This is a genomic window from Citrobacter sp. CRE-46 (genome assembly GCF_059615875.1).
Map to the genome: position 1 here is coordinate 4,538,835 of NZ_CM184341.1, position 13,161 is coordinate 4,551,995.

General features: G+C 52.5%; 17 protein-coding genes. 11 read left to right on the forward strand and 6 right to left on the reverse strand.

The window, feature by feature from the left end; translation table 11 throughout:
• Positions 1–132: 132 nt before the first annotated feature.
• The gene (gene miaE, locus AC534G_RS22040) at positions 133–891 is read right to left on the reverse strand and encodes a tRNA isopentenyl-2-thiomethyl-A-37 hydroxylase MiaE (RefSeq protein WP_038636766.1); all 759 of its coding nucleotides are present in this window, start codon (positions 889–891) and stop codon (positions 133–135) included.
• Positions 892–942: 51 nt separating this feature from the next.
• Complete coding sequence (rraB, locus tag AC534G_RS22045) at positions 943–1,368, reverse strand: ribonuclease E inhibitor RraB (RefSeq protein ID WP_005134179.1); 426 nt, start codon at positions 1,366–1,368, stop codon at positions 943–945.
• Positions 1,369–1,466: 98 nt separating this feature from the next.
• Here rraB and argL point away from each other — a divergent pair, with 98 nt between their 5' ends.
• Together argL and argF (AC534G_RS22055) are read left to right on the forward strand one after the other, a co-directional pair.
• Positions 1,467–1,562 (forward strand): putative translational regulatory protein ArgL, encoded by a 96-nt coding sequence (gene argL / locus AC534G_RS22050; protein WP_371414783.1) that lies wholly within the window; start codon positions 1,467–1,469, stop codon positions 1,560–1,562.
• Entirely contained in the window at positions 1,532–2,536 is a 1,005-nt protein-coding gene (argF, locus tag AC534G_RS22055; protein WP_038636762.1) for an ornithine carbamoyltransferase, read from the forward strand. Before argL ends, argF (AC534G_RS22055) begins: the two co-directional genes overlap by 31 nt.
• A gap of 108 nt (positions 2,537–2,644) precedes the next feature.
• On the opposite strand, the gene AC534G_RS22060 is transcribed toward argF (AC534G_RS22055), so the two are convergent.
• Complete coding sequence (locus AC534G_RS22060; protein ID WP_038636759.1) at positions 2,645–3,097, reverse strand: YhcH/YjgK/YiaL family protein; 453 nt, start codon at positions 3,095–3,097, stop codon at positions 2,645–2,647.
• A 672-nt stretch (positions 3,098–3,769) separates the two neighbouring features.
• On the opposite strand from AC534G_RS22060, the gene arcA reads away from it, so the two are divergent.
• From arcA to AC534G_RS22085, 5 genes are all read left to right on the forward strand, one after another.
• Positions 3,770–4,990, forward strand: coding sequence for an arginine deiminase (gene arcA / locus AC534G_RS22065; protein ID WP_038636756.1), 1,221 nt, complete (start codon positions 3,770–3,772; stop codon positions 4,988–4,990).
• A gap of 9 nt (positions 4,991–4,999) precedes the next feature.
• Positions 5,000–5,932 carry a carbamate kinase gene (gene arcC / locus AC534G_RS22070; protein ID WP_110496136.1) on the forward strand — a complete coding sequence of 311 codons (933 nt, stop codon included), beginning with the start codon at positions 5,000–5,002 and terminating at the stop codon, positions 5,930–5,932.
• Between the two features lie 56 nt (positions 5,933–5,988).
• Positions 5,989–6,993 (forward strand): ornithine carbamoyltransferase, encoded by a 1,005-nt coding sequence (gene argF, locus AC534G_RS22075; RefSeq protein WP_085048409.1) that lies wholly within the window; start codon positions 5,989–5,991, stop codon positions 6,991–6,993.
• 55 nt (positions 6,994–7,048) lie between these two features.
• The gene (locus tag AC534G_RS22080; RefSeq protein WP_038636748.1) at positions 7,049–8,452 is read left to right on the forward strand and encodes a YfcC family protein; all 1,404 of its coding nucleotides are present in this window, start codon (positions 7,049–7,051) and stop codon (positions 8,450–8,452) included.
• A 144-nt stretch (positions 8,453–8,596) separates the two neighbouring features.
• Complete coding sequence (locus AC534G_RS22085; RefSeq protein ID WP_038636746.1) at positions 8,597–9,076, forward strand: arginine repressor; 480 nt, start codon at positions 8,597–8,599, stop codon at positions 9,074–9,076.
• Here the strand turns inward: AC534G_RS22085 and AC534G_RS22090 are convergent.
• Positions 9,073–9,195 (reverse strand): hypothetical protein, encoded by a 123-nt coding sequence (locus AC534G_RS22090; protein WP_087857458.1) that lies wholly within the window; start codon positions 9,193–9,195, stop codon positions 9,073–9,075. The genes AC534G_RS22085 and AC534G_RS22090 overlap by 4 nt on opposite strands.
• Between AC534G_RS22090 and pyrL the strand changes: the two genes are divergently transcribed.
• From pyrL to ridA, 4 genes are all read left to right on the forward strand, one after another.
• Complete coding sequence (gene pyrL, locus AC534G_RS22095; protein WP_003025819.1) at positions 9,175–9,276, forward strand: pyr operon leader peptide; 102 nt, start codon at positions 9,175–9,177, stop codon at positions 9,274–9,276. The two genes, AC534G_RS22090 and pyrL, sit on opposite strands and share 21 nt — an antisense overlap.
• A 36-nt stretch (positions 9,277–9,312) precedes the next feature.
• On the forward strand, positions 9,313–10,248 hold the full coding sequence (pyrB, locus tag AC534G_RS22100; protein WP_038636743.1) for an aspartate carbamoyltransferase: 936 nt from the start codon (positions 9,313–9,315) through the stop codon (positions 10,246–10,248).
• Positions 10,249–10,261: 13 nt separating this feature from the next.
• Positions 10,262–10,723 carry an aspartate carbamoyltransferase regulatory subunit gene (pyrI, locus tag AC534G_RS22105; RefSeq protein ID WP_003025816.1) on the forward strand — a complete coding sequence of 154 codons (462 nt, stop codon included), beginning with the start codon at positions 10,262–10,264 and terminating at the stop codon, positions 10,721–10,723.
• 76 nt (positions 10,724–10,799) lie between these two features.
• On the forward strand, positions 10,800–11,186 hold the full coding sequence (gene ridA, locus AC534G_RS22110) for a 2-iminobutanoate/2-iminopropanoate deaminase (RefSeq protein ID WP_000047544.1): 387 nt from the start codon (positions 10,800–10,802) through the stop codon (positions 11,184–11,186).
• Between the two features lie 91 nt (positions 11,187–11,277).
• On the opposite strand, the gene AC534G_RS22115 is transcribed toward ridA, so the two are convergent.
• Positions 11,278–12,564 carry a TRAP transporter large permease gene (locus AC534G_RS22115; RefSeq protein ID WP_003839607.1) on the reverse strand — a complete coding sequence of 429 codons (1,287 nt, stop codon included), beginning with the start codon at positions 12,562–12,564 and terminating at the stop codon, positions 11,278–11,280.
• Positions 12,565–12,594: 30 nt separating this feature from the next.
• Positions 12,595–13,104 (reverse strand): TRAP transporter small permease, encoded by a 510-nt coding sequence (locus tag AC534G_RS22120; RefSeq protein ID WP_038636733.1) that lies wholly within the window; start codon positions 13,102–13,104, stop codon positions 12,595–12,597.
• Positions 13,105–13,161 lie beyond the last annotated feature (57 nt).

A 13,161-nucleotide genomic window follows, 5' to 3' on the forward strand; every position in this document is an offset into this window, starting at 1 on the left:
GATATATTTCCCCCTTCGTGTGTTTTGATTATTACGGCAGCGGCGGGCGATTTCCAGCCACCAGATTTTGCTAGCGGAAAGGGAGAAGAGGTAAAACGCGCGATGATTGAACAGCGCGCGTCACAGAAGGAATCAAGCCGGTATGCCGCTGTGAAAGCGGAACTCGTCGTCAGGAGAGGTAATCAGCGCGGCTTCGACTTCGCCAAAAAACTGCACCCGGTCGCTGATATCGTCAGCAGAAACCTGCTGCGCCAGCGCCAGATAATCCTGATAGTGCCGAGCCTCGGATCGCAGCAGCGACAGGTAAAACGCCTGCAAATCCGCCTCCAGATACGGCGCCAGCGCGGCAAACCGTTCACAGGAACGGGCTTCGATATACGCTCCGCAAATCAGCTTGTCGATCAGCGTCAGCGGCTCGTGGGTGCGAACCTCTTTGAGCATACCTTTGGCGTAACGACTGGCGGTAATTTTGATGTAAGGGATATTGCGGATCGTCATCGCCTCGCGTACCTGCGAGAAGTGATGCAGCTCTTCTTTGATCAGCAACACCATGCTGTCGATAAGCTTTCGTCCCCACGGGTCGTCGGTTTGCGGCATAACGCTTTTGCTTATCTGTTTATTCAGTGCGATAAAATCCGGCTCATCCCCTTCCCTGAAAGCAAAGGCTTCATAGGGTTTTAGCCAGTCCAGCAGCGCCTGCGATCCCTGTTTATCCGCGGCATACTTACGCACCAGCAGCATTGCCGTTTGCGCCGCTTTCAGTTCGCAGACGAGGTGATCGGTCAGTAACAGCGGCAGATTCGCCGGGTCTCGCGCTTTATCAAGCCAGGCCTGAGGCGTTTTACATTGCAGGAAGTTGTGGATCGGGGAGAGTATTTGCGGGTAATCCATACGTTGTCCTTGGCCTGCGGCAGCCTGGGCTACCGCAGGTCAGCAGATGACTTAGTGACGCACGCCGTCATCATCTTCGTCGACGAAGTCTTCATCGTCGCCATCTTCACCTTCTTCGCCGTTCGGGTCTTCAAAATAGGTTCCCCAACCGTCGTATTCCACTTCAAATTTTTCAGCCAGGTTCATCAGTTGCTCAACCTGAGCGTCAATCAGCTCGGCATTCAGGGCGCATTCGCTGAGGATGTCACAACAAATAACCGTGTCGCCTTCTTCGACTTCAAGCTCTTCCGGCTCGGTCACTTCATAACCCAGCTTGAAGGCTTCTACTGCCGCTTTTTCCAGGGTTTCAAAGTCGTCCGCGGAAAGGTGATGCTCGATAGTGTACAGCGCGTCTGGATCGCTGCCATCTTCGAGTAACTCTTCAATAATCAAGCGTGTTTCTTCACGCTGCTCTTCCAGTAGTTCCGGGTTTGCCATGGCTCGTTCCTCATAATGTCCTGCCGATACTCTTATTGTCACATACCGCTGTCATTGCCTCCACCTTTCCAGGAAAGATTTGTTAAACAAGGTTGCAAATGAATAAACATCCATATAAATTGAATTTTAATTCAATAAATGGCTTAAGCCATGTGAGGAAACCATGTCTACGTTTTATCAGAAGCACTTTTTGAAACTGCTTGATTTCACCTCTGCTGAACTCACGTCACTGCTCAAGCTCGCCGCGCAGCTCAAGGCAGATAAGAAAAACGGCACCGAGGTCGCTCAACTCACCGGTAAAAATATCGCGCTCATCTTCGAAAAAGACTCGACTCGTACTCGTTGCTCTTTCGAAGTTGCCGCATACGATCAGGGCGCTCGCGTAACGTATCTCGGGCCAAGCGGCAGCCAGATTGGGCATAAAGAGTCGATTAAAGATACCGCCCGCGTACTCGGGCGTATGTACGACGGTATTCAGTATCGGGGTCACGGTCAGGAAGTGGTGGAAACGCTGGCGGAATATGCCGGGGTGCCGGTGTGGAATGGATTAACTAACGAGTTTCATCCCACCCAGTTACTGGCGGATTTGTTAACTATGCAGGAACACCTGCCGGGTAAAGCATTTAATGAGATGACGTTAGTCTACACCGGCGATGCCCGTAACAATATGGGCAATTCAATGCTGGAAGCCGCCGCGTTAACCGGGTTAGATCTGCGTCTGGTTGCGCCGCAGGCCTGCTGGCCGGATGAGAGTCTGGTGGCAGAATGCAAAGCGCTGGCACAGAAAAACGGTGGCAATATTACGCTGACGGAAGATGTCGCCACGGGCGTAAAAGGTGCGGACTTCATCTACACCGACGTATGGGTGTCAATGGGCGAAGCGAAAGAGAAGTGGGCCGAGCGTATTGCGCTGCTGCGCAAATATCAGGTAAACAGCGCGATGATGGCGCTCACCGGCAATCCGCAGGTGAAATTTCTGCACTGCCTGCCCGCGTTCCATGACGATCAAACCACGCTTGGCAAACAAATGGCGCAACAGTACGGTTTGCACGGCGGGATGGAAGTGACCGACGACGTCTTTGAGTCACCCGCCAGCATCGTATTTGATCAGGCGGAAAACCGGATGCACACCATTAAAGCAGTAATGGTGGCGACGCTTTCCAAATGATAGCATTGCGTGATTGATTTGCCGGATGGCGATGCTCAGCATCTTATCCGGCCTACAACCGCGCTACCGTAGGCCGGGCAAGGCGAAGCCGCCCCCCGGCAAATACGCTTATTCCACCCGCAATTTCACCACCGCTTTGCGTACCAGCGCCGGAGCGCCGACTGCGCACAGCGGTTTATGCACTTCCCCCGGATAGAACACCACAAAGTCACCTTCGTTCAGCACCACCGTTTTCTCCTGTGCCCCTTCCGGCAGGAAGGCAATGTCTTTATCCGCCAGCCAGTCAGTTTCCGGCGCGCCCGCAGGCTGCGTACTGAAGGTCATGCCTTCCTGCCCTTTGAGCAGGATCTGAATATCCAGATAGCGGGCATGGTACTCGGCACGGCGCTGTGCAAACGGCTCCGTCATATCTTCGGCAATCAGATAAAACAGGCGATCGCCATCAATGTCATGCTTACCCTTTTCCGTCGCATCCGTAACATGCGTTTTAATGTGCTCAATCGCCTGACGCAGCTCTTCCGGCAGCCAGGCACCCAGGTTGTGAATATTGCCGACAATCATCTCAAACCCCTTTATTAAAACATCGTTTCATTTTTATTGTTATACGAAAAAACGGCCTGCCATACCACTCCTAATTACCGATATTTTGTGGCAACGCATGTTTATCGCTGATGATGTTAGATAGTTGTTAACCTAACGCATCAGGTTATGCATAAACACTGCATAACTCTTACCCCCTCATTTTTCTCTTTGCTGGTAACTTGCTGGTTTTGAACGTGTTATGATAAAACCCAGCCGTCGATCACAATTCACACCTCCCCCGCTCGCTTTGTTCACCACCATATTTATTTGGCAATAAACTGTCCCGTACAAATAATAGAATCACAGAACCGCATAAACATTCATCTCATAATAAAAAATACATAAAAATCAAATGATTATTAAGTGTATATATTTTTAAAAATGTACATAAAATTAACATAGATAAATAACAAGACATATTCATGCGTAGCAATTCAGTTATTGAATTTATTATTTTTTAAAATCTCAGAGCCATCTCATATATTAGGAAAGCAAATTCAAATATCGAACCGACTGTGAAACAAATCACGTTTCCGTATCAAATAACATCTAAATATAGATTCTGAAATCAGCTGAAAAATCATGACTGCAATAAATTGCATTTGCAGCCATCTCCTCTTTATTTTTTAAAATCGTATTAAAGGAATAATGATGGAAAAGCATTATGTCGGTTCTGAAATCGGTCAATTACGTAGCGTGATGCTGCATCGCCCTAATCTCAGCTTAAAAAGGCTGACGCCATCCAACTGTCAGGAGCTGCTTTTTGATGATGTGCTTTCGGTAGAACGTGCAGGTGAAGAGCACGACATTTTCGCCAACACGCTGCGCCAGGAGGGAATTGAGGTTCTGTTACTCACTGATTTATTAACACAAACCCTGGATATTCCCGACGCTAAAAGCTGGCTGCTGGATACGCAAATTTCTGATTATCGCCTTGGACCCACTTTCGCCGCCGATGTCCGCGCCTGGCTTGCGGACATGCAGCACCGGGAACTGGCACGGCATTTAAGCGGCGGGCTGACCTATGGCGAAATCCCTGCCTCTATAAAAAATATGGTGGTGGATACTCATGATATTAATGATTTTATTATGAAGCCATTGCCCAATCATTTATTTACCCGCGACACCTCCTGCTGGATATATAACGGCGTGTCGATTAATCCGATGGCTAAAACCGCCCGGCAACGAGAAACTAATAATCTGCGGGCGATTTACCGCTGGCACCCGCAATTTGCCGATGGTGAATTTATTAAATATTTCGGTGATGAAAATATTAATTACGACCACGCCACATTAGAAGGTGGAGATGTGCTGGTCATTGGTCGCGGTGCGGTACTTATTGGCATGTCTGAGCGCACCACGCCACAAGGAATCGAGTTCCTTGCCCAATCACTCTTCAAGCATCGCCAGGCAGAGCGCGTCATCGCGGTCGAACTGCCTAAGCATCGTTCCTGTATGCATCTCGACACGGTGATGACCCACATCGATATCGATACCTTCTCTGTCTACCCGGAAGTGGTGCGCCCGGACGTGCAGTGCTGGACTCTGACGCCAGACGGGCGCGGCGGCCTGAAACGGACGCAGGAAAGTACGCTGGTTCATGCGCTGGAAAAAGCGCTGGGGCTCGATCAAATTCGCCTGATTACCACCGGCGGTGACGCCTTCGAAGCCGAACGTGAACAGTGGAATGACGCCAACAACGTCCTGACGCTACGTCCCGGCGTGGTTGTGGGTTACGAGCGCAATATCTGGACCAACGAGAAATACGACAAAGCCGGCATCACCGTTTTACCCATTCCTGGCGACGAACTTGGACGCGGACGCGGCGGCGCGCGCTGCATGAGCTGCCCACTGGAACGCGACGGTATTTAAGGAGACGTCATGGAAAATAAACCGACCCTGGTTGTGGCTCTGGGCGGCAACGCGCTGCTCAAACGCGGCGAGCCGCTGGAAGCAGACATCCAACGTAAGAATATTGAGCTGGCGGCAAAAACCATCGCCCGGCTTACGCAACAGTGGCGTGTGATTCTGGTACACGGCAATGGCCCACAGGTTGGACTGCTGGCGTTACAAAACAGCGCTTACGCCAGCGTCACCCCCTATCCGCTCGACATTCTCGGCGCGGAAAGTCAGGGAATGATTGGCTATATGTTGCAACAGGCGCTGAAAAACCAGCTTCCACAGCGAGAAATTAGCGTCCTGCTGACGCAGGTTGAAGTCGATGCCCACGATCCAGCCTTCAGCAATCCCACCAAATATATCGGCCCCATTTACGACCAAACCCAGGCCAGTGCATTACAGGTGGAAAAAGGCTGGGTTTTCAAAGCCGATGGTAAAGCGTTCCGTCGCGTTGTGCCCTCTCCGCAGCCCAAACGCATTGTTGAAAGTGACGCGATCCAGGCGTTGATCGCCCGCGATCATCTGGTCATCTGCAATGGCGGCGGCGGTGTGCCGGTCGTGGAAAAAGCCGATGGCTACCACGGCATTGAAGCCGTGATCGACAAAGATCTCTCCGCCGCCCTACTCGCCAGCCAGCTTCATGCTGATGCGTTGCTCATCCTGACCGATGCCGACGCGGTGTACCTCGACTGGGGCAACCCCACCCAGCGCCCTCTGGCTCAGGTCACCCCCGAAATACTCGGCGAGATGCAGTTCGACGCCGGTTCTATGGGGCCGAAAGTTACCGCCTGCGCGAATTTTGTCTCTCAATGCCAGGGGATAGCAGGCATCGGCTCCTTGGCCGACGGCCCGGCCATTCTCTCGGGAGAGAAAGGCACATTGATTCGGCCCGAAACCATTGCTTACGACGCGTGACCCATTTTTGCCGGATAGGCGACTGCGCCTTATCCGGCCTACATAAGGACATTCTGATGACTGTTAACTTAAAAAATCGCAATTTTCTTAAATTGCTCGACTACACCCCGGCAGAGATCCAGTACCTGATCGATCTGGCTATCGAATTAAAAACGGCGAAAAAGGCCGGACGCGAAAGACAGACGCTGGTCGGTAAAAATATCGCGCTCATCTTCGAAAAAACCTCAACCCGCACCCGTTGCGCCTTTGAAGTTGGCGCTTTTGATCAGGGCGCGCAGGTGACCTATCTCGGCCCAAGCGGCTCACAGATTGGTCACAAAGAATCGATGAAAGATACCGCCCGCGTGTTAGGCCGTATGTACGACGGTATCGAATATCGCGGATATGGCCAGGAGATCGTCGAAGAACTGGGGCAGTTCGCCGGTGTTCCGGTATGGAACGGACTGACCAACGAATTTCACCCTACGCAGATCCTTGCGGATCTGATGACCATGCTGGAACACGCGCCGGGCAAAACCTTACCTGAACTGAGCTTCGCCTACCTCGGTGACGCCCGCAATAACATGGGTAATTCGCTGATGGTTGGCGCGGCGAAAATGGGGATGGACATCCGCCTCGTCGCCCCTAAATCCTTCTGGCCGGATGAGACGCTGGTTGCCGAATGCCGTGAAATCGCCAGCGTGACAGGCGCGCGCATTACGCTCACGGAGGACGTTGAGGAAGGCGTTTACGACGTGGATTTCCTCTATACCGATGTCTGGGTCTCCATGGGCGAACCCAAAGAGGCATGGGCAGAACGCGTAAGCCTGATGACGCCTTACCAGATTAACCAGCGAGTCATCAACGCAACCGGCAACCCCAATGTGAAATTTATGCACTGTCTGCCCGCCTTCCATAACGAACACACCAAAGTTGGGCGTGAAATCGAAGCGGCTTACGGCCTGAAAGGGCTTGAGGTCACGGAAGAGGTGTTCGAGTCAGCACACTCCATCGTCTTCGACGAAGCAGAAAACCGGATGCATACCATCAAAGCGGTCATGGTAGCGACACTCGGCGACTAACCCCTGCGGGCATATGTCGCCTGACGGCATATGCCCAAGCTATCCGGAGAACATCATGGGCAAATTCAAATTTCCCAGCGCGTATACCATCCTGTTTATTCTTATTGCACTCGTCGCTGTTATGACCTGGATTGTCCCGGCAGGGAAATACCAAATGGCGATGAATGCGACCCTGGGTAAAGAAGTGCCGGTTGCCGGGACTTATGCCCCCACAGAGGCGCATCCACAAGGTATTACCGCTGTACTGCTGGCGCCAATTGACGGTCTTTATAATCACGAGACCTACACCGCCGGCGCCATTGATGTGGCGCTGTTTGTCCTGATCATCGGCGGTTTTCTCGGCGTGGTAAATAAAACGGGGGCCATCGACGCCGGTATCGAACGCGTGACGGTCAGGCTTAATGGAAAAGAAGAGTGGATGATCCCCATCCTGATGGGACTTTTCGCCGCCGGCGGTACGATTTACGGGATGGCGGAAGAGTCGCTACCTTTTTACACGCTGCTCGTCCCGGTAATGATGGCGGCCCGCTTTGATCCACTGGTCGCTGCTGCGACCGTTTTGCTCGGCGCAGGTATCGGCACACTCGGTTCGACCATTAACCCGTTCGCAACGGTTATCGCAGCCAACGCGGCCGGGATCCCCTTCACCCAGGGAATGCTGATGCGCATTCTGCTGCTGGTCGTCGGCTATGTGATCTGCGTGGTGTGGGTCATGCGCTATGCCCGGAAAGTTCGCAGCCATCCTGAGCTGTCTATCGTGGCGGATAAAATGGAGGAAAACCGCGCCCATTTTCTCGGTAGTCGCGCCAATACCAATCTGGAATTCACGGCAACGCGGAAATGGATCTTGCTGATTTTCGCCGCCGCCTTTGCGGTAATGATCTATGGGGTGGCGGTACTCGGATGGTGGATGGCAGAAATATCCGCAGTCTTTCTGGCTGCTGCGATTATCGTCGGCGTAATCGCCCGCATGAGTGAAGAGGCATTTACCAGTACGTTCATTGACGGTGCGCGGGATCTGCTTGGCGTGGCGCTGATTATCGGTATTGCGCGCGGCATCGTCGTGGTGATGGATAACGGCATGATCACTCACACCATTCTGCACAGCGCCGAAAATATAGTCTCCGGCCTTTCCACCACCATTTTCATCAATGTGACCTATTGGCTGGAAGTGTTGCTCTCCTTCCTGGTCCCATCGTCCTCTGGGCTGGCGGTCCTCACCATGCCCATTATGGCCCCGCTGGCCGACTTCGCGCATGTACAGAGGGATCTGGTCGTCACCGCGTATCAATCCGCTTCCGGCATTGTGAATCTGATTACGCCCACCTCTGCGGTTGTGATGGGTGGACTGGCCATCGCGCGCGTTCCCTATGTGCGTTACCTGAAATGGGTCGCTCCGTTACTGCTTATTTTGACGTTACTGAACATGGTCGTCCTGAGTATCGGCGCGATGCTGTAGCTCTTTTAGCCGTCGGTATCCGACGGCTTTTTTGATCGTTCTCTCGTTTTTCTGCACAACCGCCCGTTTGAGCCGTTATTGATACTGCAAATGTGGTGAATTTCGCCATCGCATTGATACAGATAAGAAATATAAGGTGATTTTATGAAGGAATTCGATGATTACTCTGCCAAAGAGCAAAAACAGCTGGCGATGTGTCAGCGCCTGATTAGCGAAAAAAGCTACCTGTCCCAGGAAGCGCTGCGCCGCGATCTGCAAAGCCATGGCTTTACCAGTATTAGTCAGTCGACGGTGTCTCGTTTGCTGAAGTTGCTTGGGGCCATAAAAATAAGAAATACAAAAGGGCAAAAAATTTATTCTGTCAATCCTCAGTCACGACCCGCTCCTGATGCGGCGCGATCGATCGCTGAAATGGTGGTCAGCATAGAACACAATAGCGAGTTTATCCTCATTCACACCGCTGCAGGATATGGTCGCGCGGTTGCCAGAATCCTCGATTATCACGCCTTGCCGGAAATTCTGGGCGTCATTGCCGGCAGCAGTATCGTCTGGGTCGCGCCGCGCGTCGTGCAGCGAACGGGCCTGGTTCACAAGCAGATTAATTATCTCTTTAAAATGAATTAAAATTCAGAAGAACCGTTTGCGATGAATAAATCGTGCATTTTTCGCTTGATCCCATAACGTAGCTGAGTATAATCGCGGACAATTTGCCGGGAGGATGTATGGTTCAGTGTGTACGACATTTTGTCTTACCGCGTCTGAAAAAGGACGCTGGCCTGCCGTTTTTCTTTCCGTTGATCACCCATTCCGAGCCCCTCAATTGAGGGGCTTTTTTTTTGCCCAGGCGTCAGGAGATAAACATGGCTAACCCGCTCTATCAAAAACACATCATTTCCATAAACGACCTCAGCCGCGATGACCTCAATCTGGTCCTCGCAACGGCGGCGAAATTAAAAGCGAACCCACAACCGGAACTGTTAAAGCATAAGGTCATCGCCAGTTGCTTCTTTGAGGCGTCCACCCGCACCCGTCTATCCTTTGAAACTTCTATGCACCGTCTGGGCGCCAGCGTGGTAGGTTTCTCTGACAGCAGCAACACGTCTCTGGGCAAAAAAGGCGAAACGCTGGCTGACACCATTTCCGTCATCAGCACCTATGTCGACGCCATCGTCATGCGTCATCCGCAGGAAGGCGCCGCGCGTCTGGCAACAGAATTCTCTGGTAACGTCCCGGTTCTTAACGCGGGCGACGGCTCTAACCAGCATCCAACCCAAACGCTGCTGGATCTGTTTACCATTCAGGAGACACAGGGCCGCCTGGACAATCTGCAAATCGCTATGGTGGGTGATCTGAAATATGGCCGCACCGTCCACTCCTTAACCCAGGCGCTGGCGAAGTTTGAAGGCAACCGCTTCTACTTCATCGCCCCGGATGCGCTGGCCATGCCGCAGTACATTCTGGATATGCTGACTGAAAAGGGCATCGCCTGGAGCCTGCATGGCACTATCGAAGAGGTGATGGCGGAAGTCGATATCCTCTACATGACCCGCGTACAAAAAGAGCGTCTGGACCCATCCGAATACGCCAACGTGAAAGCACAGTTTGTCCTGCGCGCCAGCGACCTGAACGGCGCCAGAGCCAATATGAAGGTACTACATCCGCTGCCGCGTATTGATGAAATCACCACCGACGTCGATAAGACGCCGCACGCCTGGTATTTCCAGCAGGCTGGCAACGGCATCTTCGCCCGCCAGGCGTTACTGGCACTGGTACTGAATAGCGAACTGGCACTGTAAGGGAGAAAAAGAGATGACACACGATAACAAACTGCAGGTTGAAGCCATCAAACGTGGCACCGTGATTGACCATATTCCCGCACAGGTTGGTTTTAAATTGCTGACGCTGTTCAAGCTGACAGAAACCGACCAGCGAATCACCATCGGTCTGAACCTGCCGTCCGGTGAGATGGGTCGTAAAGACCTGATCAAAATTGAAAATACCTTCCTGACCGACGAGCAGGTTAACCAACTCTCTCTGTACGCGCCGCAGGCAACGGTGAACCGCATTGACGATTACGATGTTGTGGGTAAATCACGTCCGAGTCTGCCAGAGCGCATCGACAACGTGCTGGTGTGTCCGAACAGCAACTGCATCAGTCATGCTGAGCCGGTTTCTTCCAGTTTTGCAGTGAAAAAGCGTGCTGATGACATCGCACTCAAATGCAAATACTGTGAAAAAGAGTTTTCGCATTATGTGGTGCTGGCCAACTAATTGGGGTTGGTTATGAGATCCCTGCTCCCTATAATGAGCGGGAACATTCTATTACCGCTGTAATTCAGGAGAAATCATGAGCAAGACTATCGCGACGGAAAATGCACCAGCAGCAATCGGCCCATACGTACAGGGTGTTGACCTGGGTAGCATGGTAATCACTTCCGGTCAGATCCCGGTCGATCCGAAAACCGGCGCCGTAGCGGAAGACGTGTCCGCTCAGGCGCGTCAGTCGCTGGAAAACGTAAAAGCTATCGTTGAAGCAGCAGGTCTGAAAGTGGGCGACATCGTTAAAACGACCGTCTTCGTGAAAGACCTGAACGATTTCGCTACCGTCAACGCCACCTACGAAGCGTTCTTCACCGAGCACAACGCGACCTTCCCGGCGCGTTCTTGCGTGGAAGTTGCTCGTCTGCCGAAAGACGTGAAAATCGAGATTGAAGCGATCGCCGTTCGTCGCTAAACCACCTTGTGCCGGATGGCGGCTTCGCGTAATCCGGCCTATGCAAGCGTAGTTTGTAGGCCCGGTAAGCGCGAGCGCCACCGGGCATTTATCACATCACGCCAAACAGTTTCGGCAGAAACAGCGAAATCGCCGGAATGTATGTCACCAGCATCAGCACCAGGAACAGCACGAGGTAGAATGGCAGCATCGCCTTCACCACCTGCTCGATTTTCTGCTTACTCACCGCACTGGCCACAAACAGCACCGACCCCACCGGCGGCGTAATCAGGCCGATCCCTAAGTTCACCAGCATGATCATGCCAAAATGGACCGGATCAATACCGAGCGCGTTGGTCACCGGTAGTAGCACTGGCGTCAGGATCAGGATCAGCGGCGCCATGTCCATCAGCGTACCGATCAGCAGCAGCATGATGTTAATGCACATCAGGATGACATATTTGTTATCCGAGATGCTGGTGAAGGCTTCGGTAATCCGCATCGGCAACTGCATATAGGTCATGACGGCCCCAAACGCGGCGGCAAAGCCTATCAGGATCATCACGATAGTGACCGTCTTCACCGTGCGGAACATCAGCTTCGGCAGCTCAGACCATTTATAGTCACGATAGATAAACATGGTGACAAAGAAGGCCCACAGACAGGCAATCGCCGCGGATTCCGTTGCGGTAAAGATACCTGACAGGATCCCGCCCATGATGATCACCACCGTCATTAATCCCCACAGCGTATCGACGAAAATCTTCAGCGCCTGGCGAAACGGTACGCGCTCCCCTTTTGGATAACCGCGTTTATGGGCAAAAGCCACGCACATCACCATCAGGCTAAAGCTCAGCAACAGGCCCGGCAGGATCCCGGCGATGAACAGCGCGGCAATCGACACCGTCCCGCCCGTTGCCAGCGAGTAGATAACCGAGTTATGGCTGGGCGGCGTGAGGATCGCCTGCACCGAGCCGCTGGCGGTTACCGCCGCGGCAAAGTCGCGCGGGTAGCCTTTTTTGTCCATCTCCGGGATCATCACTGAACCGATAGAAGCGGTATCGGCCACCGACGATCCTGAAATTGCGCCAAAAAAGGTCGAGGCGACGATATTTACCAGCGACAGCCCGCCGCGGATAAAGCCAACGAAAATATAGGCAAAATTCACCAGGCGGCGCGCGATTCCCCCTTCCGCCATGATTGCCCCGGCCAGAATAAAGAATGGGATCGCCAGCAGCGAAAACTTGTTTACTCCGCTGGTCAGTTGGATCATCACGGCTTCCAGCGGAATATCAATATACCAGGCTCCAATGATGGCGCTAATGCCAACCGCGTACGCTACCGGTACCCCAATCGCCAGCATAATGCCAAGCGTAAAGACGAGAATAAATGCATCCATCTGCTTTCCTTAATGAAATGGGGGCGGTAACTAGCTGGTTGAACCCAGCATGACAACGGGACGTTGATATTGCGGGCCGCGGAAAATCTTTTCTGCGATAAACAGCAGCGTGATGGCGGAGCCAATCGGCAACGGCAGATAGTTTTGCCCGGCGCTTAAAAGCGGGAATTCCGCGACAGGCTGGTCCCACAGCTCAAGACACAGATTGATTCCATACCAGAGAATAAACAGGCTGATCGCCACCAACATGATATCTGCGACAATCGAGCAGTAACGACGGGCGGACTCCCCCAGACGGTCAATCACCATGCTCACCGCGATATGCGAACCTGCGCGATAGCTCACCGCCGCGCCAATAAAGGTGAACGTCACCATACAAAGAATGGCGACCGGTTCAGGCCATGACAGGGCATTGTTCAGGACATAGCGTGCAAATATGCCAATAGGGATAATGGCGACCATAACCAATAATGCGACACCAGCAATCCACATAGAGACCCGATAAAGAAAATCCATTACCGATGAATAGCATTCACCCATAATTATCACCTCGAATTAATCAAAATACTCAGGCAGAGGATTGCTCCCCTCCGCCTG

What these genes read in the sequence shown, in the direction of transcription:
- miaE (WP_038636766.1), bottom strand. Translation starts at nt 891, where the DNA reads ATGGATTACCCGCAAATACTCTCCCCGATCCACAACTTCCTGCAATGT.
- rraB (WP_005134179.1), bottom strand. Translation starts at nt 1,368, where the DNA reads ATGGCAAACCCGGAACTACTGGAAGAGCAGCGTGAAGAAACACGCTTG.
- argL (WP_371414783.1), top strand. Translation starts at nt 1,467, where the DNA reads ATGAATAAACATCCATATAAATTGAATTTTAATTCAATAAATGGCTTA.
- argF (WP_038636762.1), top strand. Translation starts at nt 1,532, where the DNA reads ATGTCTACGTTTTATCAGAAGCACTTTTTGAAACTGCTTGATTTCACC.
- AC534G_RS22060 (WP_038636759.1), bottom strand. Translation starts at nt 3,097, where the DNA reads ATGATTGTCGGCAATATTCACAACCTGGGTGCCTGGCTGCCGGAAGAG.
- arcA (WP_038636756.1), top strand. Translation starts at nt 3,770, where the DNA reads ATGGAAAAGCATTATGTCGGTTCTGAAATCGGTCAATTACGTAGCGTG.
- arcC (WP_110496136.1), top strand. Translation starts at nt 5,000, where the DNA reads ATGGAAAATAAACCGACCCTGGTTGTGGCTCTGGGCGGCAACGCGCTG.
- argF (WP_085048409.1), top strand. Translation starts at nt 5,989, where the DNA reads ATGACTGTTAACTTAAAAAATCGCAATTTTCTTAAATTGCTCGACTAC.
- AC534G_RS22080 (WP_038636748.1), top strand. Translation starts at nt 7,049, where the DNA reads ATGGGCAAATTCAAATTTCCCAGCGCGTATACCATCCTGTTTATTCTT.
- AC534G_RS22085 (WP_038636746.1), top strand. Translation starts at nt 8,597, where the DNA reads ATGAAGGAATTCGATGATTACTCTGCCAAAGAGCAAAAACAGCTGGCG.
- pyrL (WP_003025819.1), top strand. Translation starts at nt 9,175, where the DNA reads ATGGTTCAGTGTGTACGACATTTTGTCTTACCGCGTCTGAAAAAGGAC.
- AC534G_RS22090 (WP_087857458.1), bottom strand. Translation starts at nt 9,195, where the DNA reads ATGTCGTACACACTGAACCATACATCCTCCCGGCAAATTGTCCGCGAT.
- pyrB (WP_038636743.1), top strand. Translation starts at nt 9,313, where the DNA reads ATGGCTAACCCGCTCTATCAAAAACACATCATTTCCATAAACGACCTC.
- pyrI (WP_003025816.1), top strand. Translation starts at nt 10,262, where the DNA reads ATGACACACGATAACAAACTGCAGGTTGAAGCCATCAAACGTGGCACC.
- ridA (WP_000047544.1), top strand. Translation starts at nt 10,800, where the DNA reads ATGAGCAAGACTATCGCGACGGAAAATGCACCAGCAGCAATCGGCCCA.
- AC534G_RS22115 (WP_003839607.1), bottom strand. Translation starts at nt 12,564, where the DNA reads ATGGATGCATTTATTCTCGTCTTTACGCTTGGCATTATGCTGGCGATT.
- AC534G_RS22120 (WP_038636733.1), bottom strand. Translation starts at nt 13,104, where the DNA reads ATGGGTGAATGCTATTCATCGGTAATGGATTTTCTTTATCGGGTCTCT.